Annotated in this window: 1 pseudogene; it reads right to left on the bottom strand. The window is 65.7% G+C overall.

The window, feature by feature from the left end:
- Window positions 1-48: 48 nt before the first annotated feature.
- Window positions 49-24,318, bottom strand: a pseudogene (locus OHA42_RS12435) (non-ribosomal peptide synthase/polyketide synthase); the annotation flags it as partial.
- Window positions 24,319-25,321 lie beyond the last annotated feature (1,003 nt).

Raw genomic sequence — 25,321 nt, 5'->3', positions numbered from 1 at the left:
GTGACGTGCGTCGATGACCGTGTTGTGAATGTCGCCTGTGATATATGGTCGCCACGTCTGTGCGACAGCGTCGTGGTCGACGCGGTCTTTTCCTGCGGTGAAGAAAACCAGGTCTCCGTCGAAAACTCCCGGCCGGTAAGCGTCGGCGATGCCGCTCGCGGTCTCGAAGCTCGCCATCACCCGATCGGTCTGGTCGGCGGTGAACATTCCGGTTCCGGTCACCTGGTCACGAATGACGGCCCACGCTTGCTCATGGGTGTCCACTTCCACCTCGTCGCCGAGGTCGAACAGCTCCCGCCAGCCGCCGAGCAGGTCGGCCATCAGTTGTCCCGGCGCAGCCTCGTCCACAGTGGTGATCGTCGAGGCGACCAGCGACTCCGATGAGCCACCGGCGCTGTCCATCATGGCCAGCACGCCGACCTGCTCACCATCGCGCTGGAGCAGTATCGCCATGGCATGCGCGATTGCACCCCCCAACGACCACCCGAGCAGGTGATACGGCCCGGTCGGCTGTACTCGGCGAATCTCGGCCACATAGCGTTCGGCCAGTTCGTCCACGGAATCCGCACGTGGTTCGCCCGCCACGACGTGGGGATCCTGCAAGCCATAGATCGGCCGATCCTTGTGCAGATGTTCGACCACGCCGCCATAGAACCACGCCAACCCGCCTGCGGGGTGCACACCGAATACCGCAGGCTTCGGGCCGCTCGCACGCAACGGAAGCAACACTTGTAGCCCGGAGACGCCATCCGTGTCGTCGGCCCTGCCCGCCAGCGCCTTCGGCGTCGCATCGTCGAACATCCACGGCAAAGCGATCATCACACCCTGAGCACGCAGCTTGGTCACCACCATCGTGGCCAACAGCGAATTGCCACCCAAATCGAAGAACCCGTCCGATGCCCCGACGCGCTGGACTCCCAGGACCTGCGCGTAAACATCGCTGATCACCTTTTCCGTACGGGTCCGCGGCGCGACGAACTCGTGTGCTGATACCTCGAAATCGGGAGCAGGCAGTGCTTTTCGATCGAGCTTGCCGTTGACCGTCAACGGCAGATCGGGCAATACCATGATCGCCGACGGCACCATGTAGCTCGTCAACACCTGAGCAGCGGTTTCCCGGATCTCGCCCGGATCGATCTGCTGCCCATCGACGCCCACGACATAACCGATCAGCTGATCCACGCCACGATCGTGGCGATGCACTGCCACCGCGGCCCGTGTCACGCGCGGATGCCGGAGCAGCGCCGACTCGACCTCACCCATCTCGATCCGGAAACCGCGCAACTGCACCTGCGCGTCGGCCCGGCCGACGTACACCAACTCCAGCCCGCGCGCGGACTTCCGCCACCGGCCGACATCTCCTGACCGATACAACCGGGCGCCGGCCGGATCGAACGGGTTCGCCACGAATCGGCCCGCCGTCAACGCCGGAGCTCCCAGGTAGCCACGCGAGAGTTGCCCACCGGCCACATAGATCTCCCCGGCGACGCCGATCGGCGCCGGGTGCAGCCGGTCATCGAGCACATACACCTGCAACCCCGGTAGCGGCGATCCGATCTGGGCCACGCCCGCATGATCGATCTCGGAGAACGTCACATGCACAGTCGTCTCGGTGATCCCGTACATGTTCACCAATCGCGGCGATCCCGGCCCGTGCGCGGTAAACCAGCCGGTCAACCGCGACGCATCCAATGCCTCACCACCGAAAACGACATATCGCAAGGCGAGATCACCGGCAGGACAACCGGATTCCCGATATTCACGCTCCGCATCGACGAACCCGTAGAACGCCGACGGGGTCTGGCTCAACACCGTCACGCGCTCCCGCGCCACGACGTCCACGAACGCCTCCGGCGACCTGGAGGTGTCGTGGTCGACAACGACCAGCCTGCCACCGGACAGCAATGCGCCCCAGATTTCCCACACCGTGAAATCGAAGGCGTACGAATGGAACATCGTCCACACGTCGTCGGAACCGACGTCGAATCGTTCGGCCGCGTTGGTGAACAATGTGACCACTTCCCGATGGCTGACCGTCACCCCCTTGGGGCGGCCCGTCGAGCCCGAGGTGTAGATCACGTAGGCAACATTGTCCGGCCGCACGCCCGAGACCACCGGACCGGAACTGCCCGCGACGGCGTCCACGCAATCCTCGACGAGCACCACCGGCGCCGCATACTCCGGTACCGCCGATACCAGGTCGGCCGACGTCAACACGGCTGCCGGGCCTGCGTCCTCGAGGATGAACCGCAATCGCTCCGGCGGATACGCCACATCCAGGGGCAGATACCCCGCGCCCGCTCGGATAACTCCGAGCAGGCCGACGATCAGTTCGATCGACCGCGACAATGCCACTGCCACCAGCGATTCCGGTCCCACACCGTGCTCGCTCAGCCCAGCGGCCACCAGGGCGGAACGCCGATCCAGCTCCGCGTAGGTCAGCTGCGACTCACCATCGGTCACCGCAACCGCATCAGGCTGTGCGACGGCCCTGGCGGTGAACAGCTCCGCGAGCGTCACGTCCGCGACCGCGACGCCGTCGTCCCCGGCCGCGTCCAGCAATGCGCGCCGCTGCACCGGATCCACGATGTCGATTTCGCCGACAACGGATTCCGGATTCGCGGTCACCTCCTCCAGAATCCGCACGTACGCTTGCGCGAACCGAGTCATCGTCTCCTCGACGAAGAGGTCGGTGGCGAAGGTCAGTCGGCCCACCATGCCGGCCGGATGCCCCTGGTCACTGAACCGCTCGACAAGCTTGACGCTCAGGTCCGCCTGCGCCTGATCGAAGCCGTTCTCGAGCGGCTCGACGGTGAGCCCAGGCAACTGCAACGCGGCTTTGCTCAGATTCTGGACGTCCAGCGTCACCTGGTACACCGGAAGATGCGCGGTGGACCGGGGCGGATTCAGCGCCTCCACGACCTGTTCGAAGGGCACATCCGCATGTGCGAACGCGGCCAGGTCCGTCTCGCGCGTCGCGGCCAGCAATTCGGCGAACGGCTGATGCGACAACACCCGCGACCGCAACACGAGCGTATTGACGAACATGCCGATCAGATCGTCGAGTTCGCGCTCCCCACGGCCGGCCACCGGTGTGCCTATCGCGACGTCGTCGACGCCTGCCAGCCTTGACAGCAGGACGGTCAATGCAGCGTGCAGGACCATGAAGACCGTAGCGTTCGCCTCGCGCGCAACCACCTCGATTCGCGCCCGCAACTGGGCGGAAATCTGGAAATCGACTGCGCGGCCGCGCATGGACGCAACCGGCGGTCGGGGCAGGTCGGTCGGCAACTCGAGCAGCTCGGCCAGCCCGCTGAGTGTGTCCTTCCAGAATCGCAACTGTCCGGATATTGCCGAGTCTGGATCGTGCTCATCGCCGAGCAGCTCACGCCGCCACAACGAGTAGTCCGCGTACTGGACCGGAAGGACCGGCCACATCGGCTCTGTCCCTTGCCTACTCGCCTGGTATGCCGCTGCCACGTCCCGCGCGAGCGGCATCATCGACTGTCCGTCGGCACAGATGTGATGGACAGTGATCACCAAAACGTGATCCTGGGCATCGAGGGCGAACAACTCGGCGCGCAACGGAGGCGCCTGTGTCACATCGAAGCTCGCCGAGACCGCGGCGGCCGCCCGCTCCATCACATGCTCTTCGTCGACCCTGACCGGAGTCAGTACGGGCGCGACCTCCTCGACGGCGACAACGACCTGATGAGGCGTTCCGTCGATCATCGGGAACTTGGTGCGGAGCGACTCGTGCCGGTCGATGACCAGTTCGCACGCGTGTCGCAGCGCGTCGATGTCGAGCTCGCCCTTCAGCCGAATCACCAGCGGGATGTTGTACGCGCCGACCGAGGTATCGAACTGATTGAGGAACCACATCCGCTGCTGCGCCGGCGAAAGCGGCACAAGAGCAGGCCGAGTTCGCGGTGCCAGCCGCACCTGGATGTTCCGGTCGAAGGTAGCCAGACGCGCGGCGAGCTCGGCGACTGTCGATGCTTCGAACAGGTCCCGGACGCCGATGCTCACTCCGAGTGCCGCGCTCAGCTGGGCAGTCACCCGCGTTGCCGACAGCGAATTGCCACCGAGGTCGAAGAAGCTGTCCGTTGCCCCAATTCTTTCGATGCCCAAGACGTTCCCGAACACTTCCGCGATGTGCCGCTCCGCGTCGGTGCGCGGGGCGATCCACCGACCGTCCGAGAACTCCGGCATGGGAAGCGCCCGGCGGTCGAGTTTGCCGGTGGTGGTGAGGGGCAATTCGGCGAGCATCATGAACACGTCGGGCACCATGTGCGCAGGCAGTCGCAACCGTGCGGCAGCCCGGACATCGTTCGGATCTACATCCTCGACGCTGACGAAGTAGCCGACGAGTCGGTCGATGCCACGTTCGTCCTTCCGCAGCGCCACCACCGCATGTTCGATCCCGGGATGCCCGGCCAGGACGGATTCGATCTCACCGAGTTCGATACGTTGACCGCGAATCTTGACCTGGAAATCGCGGCGGCCGAGGTATTCCAGGGTGTGCTCCGGTGTCCAACGGGCCAGGTCGCCGGTGCGGTACATGCGCGAGCCTGCCGCACCGAACGGGTTCGGCACGAACGCCACCGCTGTTGTCACAGGCCGGTTCACGTATCCGCGTGCCAGTTGCACGCCCGCGAGGTACAACTCCCCCGCTACCCCGACCGGCACCGGCCGCAACCACTCATCCAGCACAACGGCCTCGACACCACGGATCGGATGGCCGATCGTCACCACGTCACCGGGGTACAACTCGCTGATGCCGGCCAGGATCGTGGTTTCGGTCGGACCGTATCCGTTCAACAGAAGCCGGCCCGGCGCCCACATCGCGACCGTTTCCGGCGACACCGCCTCACCACCGGCCGCCAGCACCCGCAATGATCCCAGTCCTGCGGGCGACATCGTCGCCAGCACGCTCGGTGTCAGGAACGCGTGCGAAACCCGCTGCGCCCGAATCAGTTCCCCCAGCGCTTCGCCCGCGAACAGATCCGGCGGCGCCACCACCAGCACACCACCGTTGGCGTGTGCCAGCAGCACATCGAGCACTAACACGTCGAAGCCGGGAGCGGCGGCATGCAGCACTCGTGACCCACTGTCCGCACCGAAGCGGTCACGCTGCACTGCTGCGAAATTCGCCAGCCCCTCGTGGGTGACCGCGACCCCCTTCGGTGTCCCCGTCGACCCCGAGGTGTAGATCACGTACGCCGCATCCCGGACGTGCGGGGTACGCACGCATTCCACGTCGGTCACGGCGGCTGCCGATCGCGAGGCGATCGACTCAGCGGTGTCCGGATCATCGAGAACCAGCAGGCGCACTGCACGGGGAAGCAGGTCCCGCGATGCCGAGACCGTCACCGCCACCTGCACAGTGGAGTCGGCCATCATGAGCGCGACCCGCTCGGCCGGATTCCGAGTATCGACCGGCACGAACCCCGCACCCGCTTTGGTCACCGCCCACAGCGCGACTATGAACTCCACCGACCGCGGCATGACCAGCGCGACCTGATCACCTGGGCCAACGCCCCACCCGATCAAGTATCGCGCCACCTGGTTCGACCAGGCGTCCAGCTCGCCGTACGATACCGTGCGCTCGTCCGAAATCAATGCCGCCGCAGCGGGATTCGCGGCTGCACTGGCCGATAGCAACTCGGCCAGCAGGCGTGGCGCCTCCGCGCTGCCACCTGAAGCGGGCACCAGCTCGCGCCGCTCGCACGTGGACAGCAGATCGATTGCGCCAAGAGGCGTGCGCGGATTGCTCGTGACCGTGCGCAGCACTGTTTCGACACGGGCGGCGAGAGCGGCCGCCGTTACCTCGTCGATGCGGGCCTGCTGGTAACGGATTCTGATGTGCAACTCGTCGGTGTGGTGCGCCTGCACGGTGATCGGGTAGTGCGCGGCGTCACTTCCTTCCGCCGATACCACGCGCATCCCATCGATGTCGGCATCACCCAAGCCGCTGCTGTCGACCGGATACGACTCGAAGACGACCAGGGTGTCGAACAGTTGGGTGCTGCCCGCGGCCGCCATGATCTGCGACAGTTCGAGGTAGTGGTGGTCGAGCATGCGGGTGTTGTCGGCCTGCAACCGATTCAGCGCGTCCTCGATGGTCATGTCCCGGCGCACGTCGGCGGCGACGGGGATCGTATTGATGAACAGACCGATCATCGACTCGACGCCCGGCAGGTCGGCGGGACGTCCGGAGACCGTGCTGCCGAAGGCCACGCGTTCGACGCCGAGCAGGTTGCCCAGCACCACCGCCCAGGCGAACTGCACGATCGTCGCCATCGTCACCGCTCGTGCTCGCGCGAACTCCGCCAACTCGGCCGTCGCGGCACGATCGAGAACGATCGCCAGATCGATCGGGATGTCCGCGGTCGGCGCCGTGTGTGGATCGGCGACCAGCGTGGGCTCGCTGATAGCGTGCAGCGCATTCCGCCACATCTCGACACTGACGGAGCGGTCGCGCCGGTCCAGCCATGTCAGGTAGTCGCGGTACGACGCCCCCGAAGGCAGCAACTCCGGCTGCGTGTCCACCGCGTACAAGCCGATCAGCTCACGCCACAGCAGCGGCAGTGACCAGCCGTCCAGCAGGAGGTGGTGCGCCGTCAGCACCAGCCGGAAGTCTTGCGGCGCTACGGCAACGATCAGGAACCGCAGCAGCGGTGGATCGGCGGGATCGAAGGTGACCGCCCGCTCAGCTGTGATCAGCTCATCCAGTTCCATTGTGCTGTCGGTCAGATCGATTCTGCGCCAGCACACGGCGGTGTCGGCGGGAACAACCTGTGCAGGAACGCCGTCGGCCGTTCGGGTGAAGGCGGCCCGCAGGTTGGGATACCGCTCGAGCAAGGCGTTCGCAGAACGCTCGAGCCGGTTCTCGTCGACGACGCCGGCAAGGGCGACTACCGATTGCGCTGTGTAGACGTCGAGTTCGCCCGCGGCGAGTTCGGCGTGGAACAGCAGCCCCGCCTGGAGCGGTGCCAGCGACCATACGTCGGTCAGCGGTCCGTACCGGTCGGCGAACGTGTCCAGGTCGGGCTGCGTGACGTCGACGAGGGGAACGTCTGCTCGGGAGAGTCCCCAGTCATTGTTCGCGCGGGCCGCCGTGGCGATCCCGGTCACGGCGTCGATCCATTCGTCGACGAGTTCGGCCACATCATCGTGGTCGAGCAAGCGCGAGGCGTAGCCGACGTGCGCCGACAGCTGAGGTCCGGCCTCGGCGTCCACGATATTCACATCGATCGTGACGACCGCTGCCGCAGGCATGTCCGGATCGAATGCGGCCCGTCTATCGAACTCCTCCTCGGTCGGAATCCACGCGACGTCCGACAGTGTCGTGAGATCGACGCCGACGCGGCCGAGATTATTGAAACTGATCTGCGGCTCGGGCGACGCTGCGAGCCGGTCCGCCGTGTCGGTGTTCAGATAGCGCAGCAGGCCGTAACCGATTCCCTTGTCCGGGATGTCGCGCAGCTGGTCTTTCACAGACTTCACCGCCGCGCGGGGGTCCGCGTCATCGATCCCATTCAGGTCGAGCGCAACCGGATACGCGTTGGTGAACCAACCCACGGTGCGTGAGACGTCTGCTCCCGCGGCAATCTGCTCCTCACGCCCATGGCCCTCCAGCAGGACTTTCATGCCCTGGTGAGCGAGGCCGCGCCGCCTGCGCCAGCGTGTCACCGCCACAGCCAGACCGGCCAGCAGCGCATCGTCGACGCCGCCGCGAACGGCTTCGGGCACCGCGTCGAGCAACGCCGAGGTGACCTCCGTCGGGATGGACACCGCCAGATGCCGCACAGTCGACTGGATGTCGACGGCGGGATCCAATGCCGCACGGCCGAGCAGCGGATCGGCAGCCGCACTCATCCGGTGCCACAGCTCGAACTCACGAGCGCGACCCGCGGCAGCGGTGGCCAACGCGTGCGCCCACCGACGCATGGACGTGCCCTGCGCGGGCAACTCCACCGGCTGCCCCTGCGTGATCTGTTGCCAGGCAGCCACGAAGTCGGGAACCAGGATCCGCCACGACACCCCGTCGACAGCCAGGTGATGGATCACGATGAGGGCACGGGCGTCGGCATCGACACCCGGTTCGGGAAGCAGGCACACGACCTGCAGCATCCGGCCCTCGGCCGGATCGAGACCGTCGGATGCCTCGGCCAATGCCGCTTCCACCACGGCGGTGAAGCCGTCGCTGCCCGGAGCCTCGTCCGCGCGGAATGTGCGGGTCAGAACCGAACCCGCGGCATCGGCGGCGCTTGTGGGCAGCACGTCCAGCCGTCGTTCGCGCAGCCTCGAGCGCAACATGTCGTGCCGCTCGAGCACCGCCTGCACGGTCGAGGTCACGTCGTCGACTCGCGCGTCACGCGGCAACCGCACCAGCATCGACTGGGCGAACCGATCAGCGACCCCGAGTCGGTCGGCGAACCAGGACACGATCGGCGTCAACGGGATTTCGCCCACACCGCCCCCGGGCAGCTCCTCGAGCGACATCCGTTCGGAAGCCGCGGCCACCAGCGCCAACCCGCGAACGGTCCTGCGCTCGAATATGTCCCGAGCTGTCACGACGACACCCGCGGATTTCAGTCGGGACGCCAACTGGATCGACATGATGGAATCACCGCCGAGCGCGAAGAACGAGGTTGTCGCGCCGACCGACGTTATCCCGAGTACGTCCGCGAAGACCGCGGCGATGGTGCGTTCCAGGTCGGTCGATGCCGCGACGGCATCATCTCCGACGGTTTCGAAGACGGGTTCCGGCAGCGCTTTCCGATCCACCTTGCCGGTCGAGGCAAGCGGCATGTGGTCGAGCACCGTCAGCGTCGACGGCACCATGTGCGCGGGCAATACGGCAGCGACATGATCGAGCACGGTGCTCGGTTCGACGACTGTTCCGAGCTCCGGCACCATGTACGCGGCGAGCGTAGGTTGCCCGCCGGGTCCGCTGCGACTCACGGTCACAGCGGCGGCCACCCTGGGATGCGCGAGCAGCGCGGCGTCGATCTCGCCGAGTTCGATGCGCTGGCCACGAATCTTGACCTGGAAGTCGATGCGGCCGATGTATTCCAGCGCGCCCTGCGCGGTCCAGCGGACGATGTCGCCGGTGCGATACATCCGCGAACCCGGTTCACCGTATGGATTCGCCACGAACGCGCCCGCCGTCGCCGCAGGCCGATTCAGGTACCCGCGCGACAGCTGAGCACCCGAAAGGTACAGCTCCCCCGCTACGCCGACCGGCACCGGCCGCAACCGCGCGTCCAGGACCACGGCCGCCGCACCGCGGATCGGACCGCCGATCGTGATCACGTCGGTGGGCTGCACCGGGTCACTCATCGTGATCACGATCGTCGTCTCCGTCGGACCGTAGATATTGTGCAACCGCCGGCCCGGCGCCCAGGCAGCAATCACATCCGTAGCCAGCATCTCACCGCCGACCGCCAGCATCCGCACCGAATCGAGACCGGCAGGCGACATCGTCGCCAACACACTCGGTGTCAGGAACGCATGGGACACCTGATGCGCCTTGATCAACTCGGCCAGATCCGGGCCGCCGAACACCTCCGGTGGCGACACGACCAACGACGCGCAGGCCGCGTGCGCCATCAATGCCTCGAGCAGGACCGCATCGAAGGCGGGCGCCGCCACTTGCAGCACTCGCGACGTGCTGTCCACCCGATAACGATCACGCTGCTCGGCCGCGAAGCCCGCCAACCCCTCGTGCGTGACGACAACGCCCTTGGGCGTTCCTGTCGACCCGGACGTATAGACCACATACGCCGCATCCTGAATCCGCAATACGCGTGGGCGATCTGCGTCCGTGATCGCGCGGCCAGGTTGTGAGGCGATCTCGGCGGCCGAACGTGGGTCGTCGAGCACCAGCCATCGGACACCACCCGGCAACGACGTGCGTGCGGCCGTGAGCGTGATCCCGACTTCGACACCGGAATCGTTCACCATGTGCGCGATCCGGTCCATGGGATACCGCAAATCCACCGGCACGAATGTGGCGCCGGTCTTCGCGATCGCCCACATGGCGATGTGATAGTCGACCGACCGCGGCACGGCGAGGGCGATGAACACTCCCGGTCCGACACCCTGGACGAGCAGGTGACCGGCGAGCTGGTTGGCCCGACGGTCGAGCTCACCGTAGGTGAGGGTCTCGCTGTCCCCGATCAGGGCAATCGCAGATGGGTCTGCTGCCACGGCCGACGCCAGCAGAACGGGAAGCAGGCACGGGGGTGTGGTGTCGCCGCCACGTGCCGGGAGCAGACGTTCTGCCTCCTCAGCGCTCAGCAGCCCGATGTCGCCTACCGGCCGGGTCGGATCGAAGGTGACTGCTTCGAGGACACGAATAAACCTCTCGGCAAGCGATTCGGCAGTCGATTCGACGAACAGGTCTGTGGCGTAGATGATCTCGCCGTCGATACCGGCGGGCCGATCGCCCTCGAGGCGTTCGGTCAGCAGCACGGTGAGGTCGGTCTTGGCCTGCGCAATGCCCGGGTCGAGGAGTTCGACATCGATACCGGGCAGCTCGAATCGAGCCGCGCGCGTGTTCTGCAACCCGAACATCACCTGATACAGCGGCGAATACGCCGTCGAGCGAGGACGATCGAGGACGTCGACCAGCCGTTCATAGGGCAGATCCGCGTGTGCGAGCGCCTCCAGGTCGACGCCGCGTACCTCCGCCAACAGATCCCGGAACGACCGGTCGTCGCGAACCCGTGTGCGCAACACCACGGTGTTGACGAACATGCCGACCAGATCGTCCAGGGCCCGCCTGCCGCGACCGGCGACGGGAGTGCCGACCGAGACATCCTCGCTGTGCGCGGTGCGAGCCAACAGGATCGCCAACGCCGCGTGCAGCACGACGAACACGGTGACACCCTCACGGTGTGCCAGCCGCACGATATCGTCGTGCAGCCGCGTCGACATGCCGAACCGAACGTTGCCACCGTCCATCGACATCGTGGCGGGCCGAGGCCGATCGGTCGGCAGGCCGAGCAGTTCCGGGGCATCGCCGAGGACCTCGCTCCAGTAGGCGATCTGCCGCGCGATCACCGACGCCGGATCGTCCTCGGAGCCGAGCATCTCCTGCTGCCACATCGCGTAGTCGGCGTACTGGACTTCCAGCGATTCCCACTGCGGCGCTCGACCATCCACACGTGCCCGGTAGGCGGCGAACACATCGCGCGCGAGCGGCGCCATCGACGAACCGTCGGCCGCGATGTGATGGATCACGAGCACCATCACATGATCGTCGGCGCCGAGGTGATAGAGCCGCGCCCGGACGGGCACGGATTCCGCGATATCGAAACCAGTCCCGACGGCCCGCTGAATCCGGTCGGCCAGCTCTGCCTCGTCGACGACCGACTCCGGATCCAACACCATGTCTGCGGCTATCGCCGCGACATCCTGCACGACCTGACACGGTTCACCGTCGACAGTGGGATACACCGTCCGCAACGGCTCATGCCGGGTCGACACGTCGAGGAACGCCGCTCGCAACGCGTCGACATCCAATGGTCCGGTCAACCGGGCCGCGAAACAGATGTTGTATGCCGCTGAGGCCGTGTCGAACTGGTTGAGGAACCAGATGCGTCGTTGAGCCGCAGCCAACGGCACGGCCGCGGGGCGTGGTCGTGGCGCGAGCGGAATCACCGTAGAACGGGTACGCATCGCGATCCGTTCGGCCAATCCGGCAATCGTCGGTTCGTCGAAAATGTCACGGATGCCGACCTCGACACCGAGAGCTGCCTCGGCCCGCGCCGCGATCTGGGCAGCCGAGAGCGAGTTGACACCGATCTCGAAGACGTTCGCCGTCACGCTCACCCGGTCGGCGCTCGTGAGTTCGGCGACAATTCTCGCAAGCGCCACCTCGCGATCGGTTCGAGGCGAGACGAATTCCTCGCCGTCGTCGAACACCGGCTGTGGCAACGCGGCTCGGTCGAGTTTGCCGTTCGCGGTGAGCGGCATCGAATCGAGCACCTGGACACCGGCCGGAACCAGGTACGACGGCAGCGAGCGAGTGAGCTGATCGCGAATCGCGCGGCCATCGATCACCGCACCCGGTACAAGCGTCACATATCCGACGACTCGTTCCGCCGTCACAACGGCCACAGCACGCGCGACTTGCGAAATCGCAAGCAGCGCCGCTTGGATGTCACCCGGTTCCACCCGCTGACCGCGCACCTTCACCTGGAAGTCACTGCGGCCCAAGAACTCCAGCTCCCCGGTTTTCGTCCACCGGACCAGGTCGCCGGTGCGATACAGGCGCTGACCCGCCGCACCGAACGGGTGCGCGACGAAGCCGCCGCAAGTGAGGTCGGCACGCGCGTGATACCCGCGCGCCAGCTGGACGCCCGACACGTACAGTTCGCCGACGACACCGGTCGGCACCGGTCGCAACCGCGAGTCCAGCACGTAGACCTCCATGCCGGACACCGGTGCACCGATCGGGACCGTCGCATGGGTTGTCACACCGGGCAGGCACCGCGCAGCGGTGACGACCTCCGCCTCCGCCGGGCCGTACCAGTTCACCAGATCCGCATTCACGAACACGCGCGCGGCAGCGTCGACAGTGCTCTGCGCCAGCGCCTCACCCGCGACGAATACCCGCCGGATCGACGGCAGCTGCGCAGCGCCCGTGGATTCGAGGAGAACATCCAGCATCGACGGGACGAAGTGGACCGTGGTGACCTGATGACTCGCGATGACGCCTGCCATGTACACCGGGTCGCGGTGCCCGTCGGGTTCAGCGACGACGATGTGCGCACCGGTCTGCAGCGGCCAGAACAACTCCCACACCGCGATGTCGAACGTGATCGGTGTCTTGTACAGCACGGTGTCGGACGCGTCGTGTGGCCACTGCTGCTGTGCCCACGCCAACTGGCTCACGGTCGCGGCATGGGTCAGGGCGACCCCCTTGGGGACGCCGGTGGAGCCGGAGGTGAACAGGACGTAGGCCACGTTGTCCGGCCGGAGCGGCGCGCGCCGCTCCGTGTCCGCGATAGGGGCATCGGACACACCGGCCAGATCCACGCGATCAACGCGCGCAGATTCGAATCCATCCGGCAGTTGGTCGCCGTCCGCGGATGTCGTGAGCACCACCAGCGGCTGCGCCGCATTCAGCACGCTGGCGATCCGCGTGCTGGGATGATCCGGATCGATCGGAAGGAACGCCGCGCCCGCCTTGGCCACCGCGTACAGCGCTGTAACGAGCTCGGCCGACCGGCGGATAGCCACCGCCACAACGGTTTCCGGCCCGGCACCGCGGGCGATCAGCCACCGGGCAAGACGATTGGCGCGGGCGTCGAAATCCCGGTAGGTCCAGACGTCACCCTCTGGAAGGCGGATCGCCGGAGCGTCCGGGGTGCGTGCGACCTGTTCGTCGAAGGCGTCGACAAGGGTCCGGCCCGTCGCGACGGCGCCGCCGGTGTCGTTCCATCGCTCCAGCAGCAGGTGCCGCTCTGTGGCGTCGAGCAGCTCGATCCTGTCGACGGTCGAGTCGGCGTCGGACGCGGCGGCGTCGAGGACGCGCATGAATTGTTCGGCGAAACGCCGTACGGAGTCCTCGTCGAACAGGTCCGTGGCATACGTCAGGCGCAGCGTCATGCCGGTCGGCTCGTTGTGTGTGCCGTGCCCCTCCGTCATCATCAGCAGCATGTCGTAGATCGCGGCACTGTCGCCCGGGTCGATGTTCTCGACGGCGAGACCCGGAAGTTCGACGCGTGCTTGCACCATGTTCTGGTAGGCGAGCATGACCTGGAACAGCGGTGTGTGCGCTGTGGACCGCGCGGGTTTGAGTGTCTCCACCAGCTGCTCGAACGGGACGGTGCTGTGGTCGAATGCCTCGAGGTCGGTGCGCCGCACCTGATCGAGCAGGCTGAAGAATGTCTGATCGGGTGTGATCCGGGTGCGCATCACCAAGGTGTTGACGAACATCCCGACGAGGTTGTCGAGTGTTCGGTGGCCGCGGCCGGCGTGTGGCACGCCGATAATGACGTCGTCGCTGCCGGACAACCTCGACAGCAATACCGCCAAGGCCGTGTGCACAACCATGAACGTCGTCGCCCCGGCTCGCCGCGCCAGCGCCTCCACGCGGCCCTGCAGCTCACCTGGGATCGTCACGTGGATGACCGCGCCGCGTTGTGTCTGCACCAGTGGCCGCGGCCGATCGGTCGGCAGCTCGATCAGGTCGGGTATGCCCGCAAGTTGGGTTCGCCAGTAGACGATGTCGCGGGCCACGTGTGAACCCGGGTCGTCCGCCGAGCCGAGCACTTCGCGCTGCCAGAGGGCGTAATCGGCGAACTGCACTGTCAGCGGCATCCAGTCCGGCGGGTTCGCGCTGGACCGCGCCTGATAGGCCGTGACGATATCGGTGGCCAGCGGCGCCACCGAATAGCCGTCGCAACTGATGTGGTGCACGGCCAACGCCACGGTCCAGATCGTGTCCGACAGCTGGTACAGCGCTATGCGCAGCGGCACACCCTTCGACACATCGAATCCGATGCTCGAGAATTCGGCCAACTGGTGTGACAGCTCGCGCTCACCGATCGGCTGCGGTGTGAGATCGCACCTCGCGACGACATCGGCCGCGTCCAGCACGAGCTGAGTGGGCGTACCGTCGACTGCCGGATACACGGTGCGCAAGCTCTCGTGCCGCTCGATGACATCACCGACGGCGGCTGCCAGCGCATCGATATCGAGGACACCCTCGAGCCGAATCGCCAGCGGCACAACGTATCCGGCCGAATCGGTATCGAACTGGTTGAGGAACCACATCCGGGCCTGTGCCTGCGACAGCGGAAGGCGATCCGGCCGCGGCTTCCGAGTCGGCGCGGGAAGACTCGGCACTGCACGCAACTGCGAGATACGCTCGGCCAGGTCGGCAACCGTGGGCGCCTCGAATATCACTCGTACGGGTATGGACACATCGACGACGTCGCCGATACGGCTCAGTGCTCGAGTCGCGATGAGCGAATTTCCGCCCAAATCGAAGAAGTTGTCGTCCGCGCCGATCTCGGGAAGGCCGAAAAGCTCGCCGAAAACCCCGGCGATGGTCTGCTCGACGAGCCCCCGCGGCGCCCGGTACTCGGACTCGTAGGCGCTCGGATCCGGCACGGGCAAAGCCCTGTAGTCGACCTTGCCGTTCGCCGTGAGCGGGATCGAGTCGATCCGGACCACCGGTGACGGCACCATGTAGGCGGGCAGTCGTTGCAGCAGAAAGCCCCGAATCTCCTTGGCATCGAGCGCTTCTCCGGCCACCACATAGGCGATCAAGCGTTGCTCACCGCGGTCGGTGTGTACCTGCGCGATGGCCGCGCTCACCCGCTCGTTGGCGAGCAAAGCGGCTTCGATGTCGCCGAGTTCGATTCGCAGGCCGCGAACCTTCACCTGGGAGTCGGCGCGGCCGACATATCGGATGCCTCCGCCCTTGTCCCAGCGCACCAGGTCGCCGGTGCGATACAGGCGAGAACCGCCCGCACCATCGAAGGGGTCGGCAATGAACGTCGCCGCCGTCAGGCCGGGACATTCGTGGTACCCGCGGGCCAGCTGGACACCGCCCAGGTACAACTCACCGGTCACTCCGACGGGGACAGGATGCAACCGCGAATCCAATACGTGGACAACCACATTCGCCTCAGGGACGCCGATCGGCACCGCGATGCCGTCGACCGCGTCGATCCGGTGGGCGGTCACGCTGACCGCTGCCTCGGTCGGCCCGTACAGATTGTCGATGCGCGCATCACTGAGATCCCGGAACCTGCGGACAGTTTCAGCCGGGAGCGCCTCGCCGATGCACAGCACACGACGGAGGTCCAGGAGCTCGCGAGGGGCGGCCACCTCGATAAATGCCGAAAGCAAGGACGGCACGAAATCCACGGTGGTCACCCGATGCTCTGCCATCAGCCGGGCCACGGCCTCGGGGTCACTGTGTGCGTCGGGACCCGCGACAACCAATGACGCGCCACAGATCAACGCGGAGAACAGCTCCCAGACCGACAGGTCGAATGTGACCGGCGTCCGCAGCAGCATGACGTCGTCGCCGCCGAGCTGGTAGTTATCCCGCATCCACTGGAGTTGATTCACCACCGCGGCGTGCGGAATCGCCACGCCCTTCGGCACACCCGTCGAGCCGGAGGTATAGATGACATACGCCAGATCTTCCGGATTCAGCGGCCGGCTCCGATCGGCATCCGTCACCGTCGACGGATCTGTGTGCCCGGCGTCGAGCTCCTCGAGCGACCACACCGGCACGCCATCGGGCAGACCCACCTTGTCGACCAGACGGGTGAGGACCGCACTCGGCCGGGCAGCAGTGAGGACGGCACGCACGCGGTCGACCGGATGATCCGGATCCAGGGGCAGGTAGGCCGCACCTGCCGCATGGATCGCATACAGGGTCGTCAGCAGATCGACGGAGCGCCGCATCGCTACCGCCACCACGTTTTCCGGGCCGACCCCACGCCCGATCAGCACTCGGGCCAGCGAATTCACCCGCGCCGCGAACTCACGGTAAGTGAGCCGACCGCCGTTCTGGGCGTCGAGCACCGCTGTGTTCTCGGGCGTCGCCGCTGCCTGCACTGCGAACAAGTCCGCGATCGTCGAACTCGATGCCTGCACCGCCGGCCCCGTCGAACGCACGGTCAGTTCGCGCGCCTCGAGCTCGGTCAGCAGGTCGATGTCACCGACGGCGCGAGTGGGATCGGCAACGGCCGCGCGCAGCAGCAGCAGGTAGCGGTCGAACATCGAGGTGATCGTCGCCTCATCGAAAAGGTCTGTCGCGTAACAGAATTCGACTGCCATGTCGCCCGGTTCGCCACCCGGCTCCAGAGCGTCGACGAGATTCAGATGCAGATCGTATTTGGCCACGCTCGGATCGACCATCTGGGCCGAAACCGTCAGGCCCTCGAACCTCACCGTGGGGATCTCGATGTTCTGGAACGAGAAACCCACCTGCGTCAACGGTGCGTGTGCGGTAGTGCGCGGCGGATTCAGCACCTCGACGAGGCGCTCGAACGGAATGTCGGCGTTCTCGAACGCTGCCAGATCGGTGGCCCGGACTTGGTCCAGAACGCGGATGAAGGAGGTGTCGGGCTCGATCTGCGACCTCAGGACCAGCGTGTTGACGAACATTCCGATCAGGCCGTCGAGCCCGGGCTCGCCGCGACCGGCGATCGGCGTGCCGACCGCGATGTCACCGGTTCCCGACAGCCTTGCGAGCAGCACCGCGAATGCCGCGTGCGTCACCATGAAGACCGTCGTGTTGTGGCGGCGGGCCAGCGCGGCCACGTCGCGATGGAGATCGGCAGGCAGTGTCGCCGACACTGTCGCGCCGCGGAAAGACTGTTTCACCGGCCGCGGCCGGTCGGTGGGCAGGTCGAGCACCTCGGGCAGGTCGGCGAGAGCCGCCAGCCAATACCCGGTCTGGGCGACAGTCGGGCTGTGCGGGTCGTTCTCGGTGCCGAGCAACTTTCGTTGCCACACTGCGTAATCCGCGTATTGCACCGGCAACGGCTCCCATTGTGGCGGCTGCTGCCGAGCGCGGGCCTGGTAGGCGGTCATCAGGTCTGCGGCGAACGGTGCGAGCGACGACCCGTCGATGCTGATGTGATGGACGACGAGAACCAGGGTGTGGTCGTCAGGTGCGCTGCGCAGCAATGTGACCCGGAACGGAACCTCGGATGTGACGTCGAATCCGACCGCCGCCTCGGCGGCGATGCGGGCCTCGACGTCGCTCCCCGCGACGGCGACCGGGGCCAGCCTGGGCAAGGACGCTTCCACCGAGACGATCATTTGGTGCGGTCCGCTATCGCTGTCCGGGTATACGGTCCGGAGCGATTCATGTCGGTCGAGCACATCCGCGATCGCCGCGTGCATGGTGGCCACGTCGAGATCTCCCGACATACGTACGATCAGCGGAACGTTGTACACCGGCGAGCTTGTGTCGAACTGATTGAGGAACCACATGCGGGCCTGTGCTGGCGACAGCGGGATCCGGTCCGGGCGCTCTTGCGGCACAAGCGGTTCTCGTTCTACTGCATTGGCGGTCCGAAGACTCTTCGCCAACGCCGCGATGGTCGGCGCCTCGAATATCGCGCGCAGCGGAACGTCGACGCCGAATGCGCCGCTCAGTCGCGCTGCCGCCCGGGTAGCCGACAGCGAGTTGCCGCCGAGATCGAAGAAGCTGTCGAGGACGCCAACTCGCTCGATGCCCAGAACGCCCGCGTAGACGTCTGCGACGACCTGCTCGGCCGCGTCGCGCGGCGCGACGAACTCGGTGGTGGTGATAGCAAACACCGGTTTCGGCAACGCTGCACGATCGACCTTGCCCACCGACGACAGCGGCAGCGTGTCGAGCACCATCACCGTGTCGGGGACCATGTGCGACGGCAGGCGCTGGGCGGCGTATTCCAACAGCTCCGCGTTGTCGATGGCACCGTTCGTCGGCGTCACGTAGGCAGCCAGTCTCGATCCGCCGTCCGTCGCTACGCCCACTGTCACCGCTGCCGCCACATCGGGGTGTCCGGCAAGGACGGCTTCGATTTCGCCGAGTTCGATGCGTTGACCGCGGATTTTGACTTGGAAGTCGGTGCGTCCGAGGTATTCGAGGGTGCGATCGGGCGTCCAGCGGGCCAGGTCGCCGACACGGTACATGCGTGAGCCTGCCGGACCGTACGGATTTGCCACGAATGTGGTGGCTGTGGTGGCGGGTTGGTTGAGGTATCCGCGGGCCAGTTGCACACCTGCGACGTACAACTCTCCTTTCCCCCCGACCGGCAGCGGGCGCAGCCAGGCATCCAGCACGAGGGCCTCGACGCCACGGATCGGGCCACCGATTGTGACCGGGGCACCGGTCTGCAGCGGGTCGCTGATCGCGACCATGATCGTGGTCTCGGTCGGTCCGTACCCGTTGAACAACTTTCGGCCCGGCGCCCACACCGCCACGGTTTCCGGTGACACCGCTTCGCCACCGGCTATCAGCACCTGCAACGAATCCAATTCGGCAGGCGACATCGTCGCCAACACACTGGGTGTCAGGAACGCGTGCGACACCTCATGCGTCCGAATCAGTTTCGCCAACTCCACACCGGCGAACACCTCTGGTGGCGATACCACCAGTACCGCGCCATTGGCATGCGCGAGCAACAGCTCCAGCACCACCGCGTCGAAACCCGGAGCGGCTACCTGCAACACCCGTGACCGCGAATCGACCCGGTAACGTTCACACTGCTCAGCCGCGAAGTTCGCCAACCCTTCATGCGTGACCGCCACACCCTTCGGCGTCCCGGTCGACCCCGAGGTGTAGACAACATACGCCGTATCTGCGACACGACAAGTACGCACCCGATCCGCATCCGTCACAACCGCGGCCGATCGCGACATGATCGACACCTCGGTGTCCGGATCATCGAGAACCAACAAGCACACCTCACCAGGAAGCAAGCCCCGCGACGCCCCGACCGTGATCGCGACCCGCACATCGGAATCCGCGACCATATGCGCGACCCGCTCGATCGGATTCCGCGGATCGACCGGCACAAACGCGGCGCCCGCCTTCGCCACCGCCCACACCCCCACCGCGAATTCCACCGACCGCGCCATCACCAACGCGACCTGATCACCCGGACCCACACCCCATCCGATCAACTCACGCGCAACACGATTCGACCACTCATCCAATTGCGCGTAGGACACCACCAACTCACCCGACACCACCGCGACCGCAGCCGGATCCCCCATCACGCCGGCAGACAACAACTCCGCCAGCACCCGCGGCACCTCGGCACTACCACCCGAAGCCGGCACCAACTCCATCCGCTCGACCCCCGACAACAACTCCACACCACCCACGCGCATCTGCGGGTCCGACACGAACGCATCGAGGATCCGATTCAATCGCGCGGCAAGCTCCTCGATCGTCCCCCGGTCGAACAGGTCAGTCGCGTAATTGATCCGCAGTGCGACATCGCCGCCCGCGGCCGAGCTTTCGGCGACGGTGACGATGATGTCCACCTTCGCCGGTTCCGGCCCCGAATCCAGGACCTCGACGGTGAGGTCGGGCAGTTCCAAACTCGCACGGTCCATGTTCTCGAAGGCGAGATAGACCTGGCACAGCGGTGCATACGCCATCGACCGTGCGGGATCGAGTTCCTCGACGACGCGTTCGTACGGCACGTCGCTGCAGGCGAAGGCATCGACATCGATGTCTTTGACTCGCGCCAGGAATGCGGTGAACGATTCGTCATCACGCACCTCGGTGCGCAGCGGCACAGTGTTGACGAACATCCCGATGAGCGGTTCGAGCGCGCGCTCACCCCGACCCGCGACCGGCGTCCCGACGGTGATGTCGGAGGAGCCCGACAGCCGGGCGAGCAGCACGGCTAGCGCGGCATGGACGACCATGAATGTCGTGACGTTCGCGGCACGCGCCAACCGCTCGATTTCGGCGAAGGTCTCGGCCGGGATCACCGTGCTCGCGACGTCGCCGCGCATGGACTGGCGGCCAGGACGTGGACGATCGGCAGGAAGCTCCAGCACCGGCGGCATCCCCGCCAATTGCTCTGTCCAATAACCCAACTGGTGTGCGGCCAGCGAGTTCGGATCGTTCTCGTCGCCGAGCAGTCCGTGGTGCCAGATGCTGTAGTCGGCGTACTGCACCGTCAAAGGCTGCCAGTCCGGAGTTTTTCCTTCCGACCTCGCACCGTAGGCGACTGCCACATCGGCCGCGAGTGGTCGAAGAGATGAGCCGTCGCAGCAGATGTGGTGCAAGACAAGGACCAGTACGTGGCATCGGCGGTCGCCGGTCTCGAGCAGCGCGCCCCGGATCGGCGTGCGTTCGCGCACGTCGGTCCCGATCGACGCGAGCTCACGAATCCGGTTCGCGATCTCGTCGGGGTCGGTCGGCTGCGGGGTCAGATCGAGCTCCGCGACGACCTGCTCGGCCGACAGAATGACCTGTGTCCCCGCACCGTCCACAGCAGGGTAGAAGGTACGCAGCGACTCGTGCCGATCGATCACGTCCGTCAGCGACGCACGCAGTGCCGCGGTGTTGAGACGTCCGGTCAGCTGCACCACGAGCGGAATGTTGTACGCCGCGGACGCCGGGTCGGCCTGATTGACCAGCCACATCCTGTTCTGCGCAGGCGACAATGGGATCGGCTCGGTCCGCCGCGCCGTGCTCAGCGCCGGCCGACTGGCGCGGTGCCCGTCATCGATATGCGCGGCGAGTTCAGCGACGGTCGGTTTACCGAACAGGTCGCGGACCGACACGTCGCATCGGGTTATCTCAGCGATGCGCACGGCGGCGCTGATCGCGGTGAGCGAATTGCCGCCGAGTTCGAAGAAGCTGTCCAGCACGCCTACTCGCTCCGTGTCGAGAACCTCGGCGAAGACGTCTGCGATCAACTCCTCGACAACCGTGCGGGGCGCGACGTACGCTGCGGCCGAATCGAATACCGGCTCGGGCAGCGCACGGTGGTCCACCTTGCCGTTGACCGTCAGCGGCAACGCCGCCAACACGACGATCCCCACCGGGACCATGTATTCCGGCAGTCGCGCACCAACGTGCGCGCGAAGGGAATCGGCCTCACAGATGGCGTCGCCGGCGGGCACGACGTATCCGACGAGCCGGGCCGCGTCCGTGCCGGGAAAATGCACAACGACGACGGCCGCCGAGACAGTGCTATGGCTCAACAGCGCGTTGCGGATCTCGTCCAGCTCGATCCGGAACCCGCGCAACTGCACCTGCTGGTCGGCTCGGCCGCGGTATTCCAACTCGCCCTTGTGATTCCATCGTGCCACGTCGCCGCTGCGATACAGGCGTTCGCCCGACTTCCCGAACGGATCAGCAACGAAGCGTCCCGCGGTCAACGCAGGTCGGTTCAAATAGCCGCGTGCGAGTTGGGCTCCCGCGACATAGATCTCGCCCCACGCTCCCAGCGGAACCGGACGCAACCGCTCGTCCAGGACAAACGTCCGCAAACCCGGCAACGCCGGTCCGATTGCGCTCGGCGCGCCCGGCACGGCGATGTCTGGTGTCAGGCCGAGGTAGGTGACGAAGACCGTGGTCTCGGTGATCCCGTAGCTATTGGCAAGCACGGGCAAGTTCGGGTTGTGTTCATACCAGTCCGCCAACCCCGCCGGATGCAGAGCCTCACCCGAGAGAATGACCAGTCGAAGGGAAAGCTCACCGTGCGGCGCAGCTGCGATCGCGTATCGCTGTTGCGCGGCCGCGAACTGGAAGAACGCCGACGGCGTCTGGTTGAAAATGGTCACCTTCTCGCGTACCGCAAGTCGCACGACATCGTCCGGCGAACGCGTGGTGAGGCTGTCCACGACGACGACACGGCCACCGGTGACCAGCGCGCCGAATATTTCCCATACCGAGTAGTCGAACGCGATCGAGTGGAAGAAGGTCCAGACGTCCTCGGACCGGACTCCGATCTCGGCACACGCGTTCACCAAGTAGGTGGCGACGGCGCGATGGCTTATCGACACGCCCTTCGGTCGACCGGTCGATCCGGACGTGTAGATGACATAGGCGACGTGGTCGGAACACAGCGAGCCCCTCCGATCGGCATCGGTGATCGGATCCGAAGCATCGTCACGGGCAGCACCGGGAACGTCGTCGAACAGCACGACGCGGCCGGGATCACCCGGAACGTGCTCGCGCATACTCCGGTTCGTCACGACAATGATCGGATCGGCATCGCTCAGTACGTATTCGAGCCGCTCGGTCGGGTGGGCCACGTCCAACGGCAGATACCCGGCGCCCGACTTCAGCACGGCCAGCAGAACGACGATCAGATCGGCATCCCGTGGCATCGCGATGGCCACCAGTGATTCCGGCCCCGCACCGAGGGCGATAAGCCTGCGAGCGAACCGGTTGGACAGCTCGTCGAGCTCGCGGTAAGTGAGGGTGGTCTCACTCGACGTGACGGCCACCGCGGACGGCGTCGCGGCAGCCTGTCGCGCCAGCAGATCCACCAGTGTCGCGGAGGGCGATTCGCCGTCGCCGCCCGCGAGTTCACCGACGATTCGCAGCTCCTCGGCGGGGTCGACGAGCGGGATGTCGACAACGGGGGTGCCGGGAGGCGAATCGATCAGCCGATGCAGGAACTCGATGAACCGATGTGCGTGCGATTCGAGTTCATCCTGGCCATACAGGTTCGCGTTGCCGTGCAGTTCGATGAGCAGCGGCGCATCGGCCCCGGAACGGTACATGTTGAGCTGCAGGTCGTCGAGCACCCCCGAGGTCAGTGCGCGGTATCGGCCGACGGCTGACCCGAGGCGAATCTCGGAGTCGAAGAACAGGATGTTGACGATCGGACCGAACGAGTTCGCGGCCGCGTCCAGCGCGTTCGAGTCGCGGCGCAGATCCTCGAATCGGTAGAGCTGGTGCCGCATCGCCGAGACGAGTTCGGACACCGACGCACCGACCAACTCTTCCACGGTGGTCGTCGCGTCCATGGTGAATCGAATCGGCACCATGTTCGCCAACATCGCGGCGGCATTGCGCAGCCGCATCGTGACACGCCCGCTGACCGGCATCGACAACACCACATCGTCGGTGCGTGTCATCCGGCTGAGGAACGCGCCGAATGCGGCGATCACCACCTGCGCGGGCGAGGCTTTCAGGTTATCGGCGAAGCGATCGAGCATGTCGGACAACCGCAACGGAAGGTTCAGGCCGGCTACGCGGTCGTCTGCGCTCCACCGTGCGGTGCGACCGGACAGACTCGCCGGCGTCGGAAGGTCGGCAACCTTGTCGAGCCAGTATGCCTTGTCGTTCTCGAACCGCGAGCTGGCGCGATAAGCGTGCTCCGCCTCGACGATGTCGCGCAACTTGGCCGCCACCACCCGTGCGGGCGGCCTGTTTTCGAGAATGGCGTTGTAGTGCTCGGCGATTCGGGTGATGGCGTTGAACGCGCCGTAACCGTCGATCACGAGATGATGAGCGCGCCCGTACCAGAGATACCGGTCTTCGCCGAGTCGGATGAGCCGAGTCGCGGTGAGCCGGTCACGGCTCATGTCGACAGCCTTGGTGTGGTAGTCGCGGCGCATCCATTCCATCGCCGCCGCGAACGGATCGTCCTCATCACTGACATCCAGCACGGGCTCGTCGAAGGTGATGCTGCGGTCGACGAATTGATATGGGCGACCGTCGAACTCGATCACCCGTACCACCAGAGACTCGGTTTCCTGCGTGGCGCGGGTCACCGCCTGAGCGAACACATCCGCGTCTATCGGGCCTTCGATCTCGACGTACTGTGCGATGTTGACAGGCGGGCCGCCGGGCATGCTGTCTGCGAACCACATACCGTACTGCGCCCTGGACAGCGGAATCAGACCCAGATCGCCGTCGGCAGTTCCTGCTGACTTCGGATTCATTCTGTAACCCCTCGCTCAGACTCGCCGGCACCGCGGCGCGACGGAACCACGCCGTGCCACCTGTCCGAAATTTCCCCTTGTATTTACTTTTTCCAATTTCGAACCGGCACTACCCTGCTCCCGAATGCGCCGATCGCATACGGCGTGTAGCTCGCTACGCCCCTCGCTCCCAAAACAAAAACCGAAGCCAAATGTAATTCCACGCGTGCAGCAGCAGTACGGTCCTTTTCCTGCGGATCGGACCACCGGTACCCGAACAGCGCAATAGGTGACTCGAGGGCGACAGGGAGCAGTTCCGCCGCACCGGAACCTCACATTGAGGGAACTAGCGACGGGTCACGCTGGCGAGCGGACTAGCCACCAATATGCCGACAAGATTCAGCAGCATTCGATCTCCTTGCGTTGTCTATGGATTCCCCATTGTCGGTCGCTTGCCAGTCGATCAGCAGGCGGCACCAGCCCGGCCGGACCGAGAAGCACGGCCGCGATAGCGCACTCACACGGACCGCCTGCCCGTCGGTGTCACCGCCCGCGATATGGCATCACGACCTATTCGAAGCCGCGGAGATCGCGGATCGGAACAACTTTCGTAGTCTCGTTTGCCATTGCGTGCACGGTATGAGGCAAATCGGCGATTCGTCCGATTCGTGTCGAACAGGTTCCGACCCGCACACCTCGGTACTGCCGAGTAGTACTTGATGACTTCTTGTTTCACGGCGGGAGGTAGCATTTCGCTCCCATCCGCACGTCGTGCTGCCTCGAATACCGTGCAGTTCGTAACCTGCACTTGCCAGGAACGGTCGGCCACAGCATGAAGGAGAACTCGAAAGTGTTGCAGCGTATCGGTCATCTGGTCGAAGAAATCGCCGATGTGCTCGAGACTCTGCTCACCGCGTGATCGCGAATCCCCAAT

This window comes from Nocardia sp. NBC_01009 (assembly GCF_045208035.1).
In the GTDB taxonomy this organism is placed as follows: domain Bacteria; phylum Actinomycetota; class Actinomycetes; order Mycobacteriales; family Mycobacteriaceae; genus Nocardia.
Note: the sequence above shows the minus strand (reverse complement) of the source record. Positions and strands in the feature narration are given on the sequence as shown.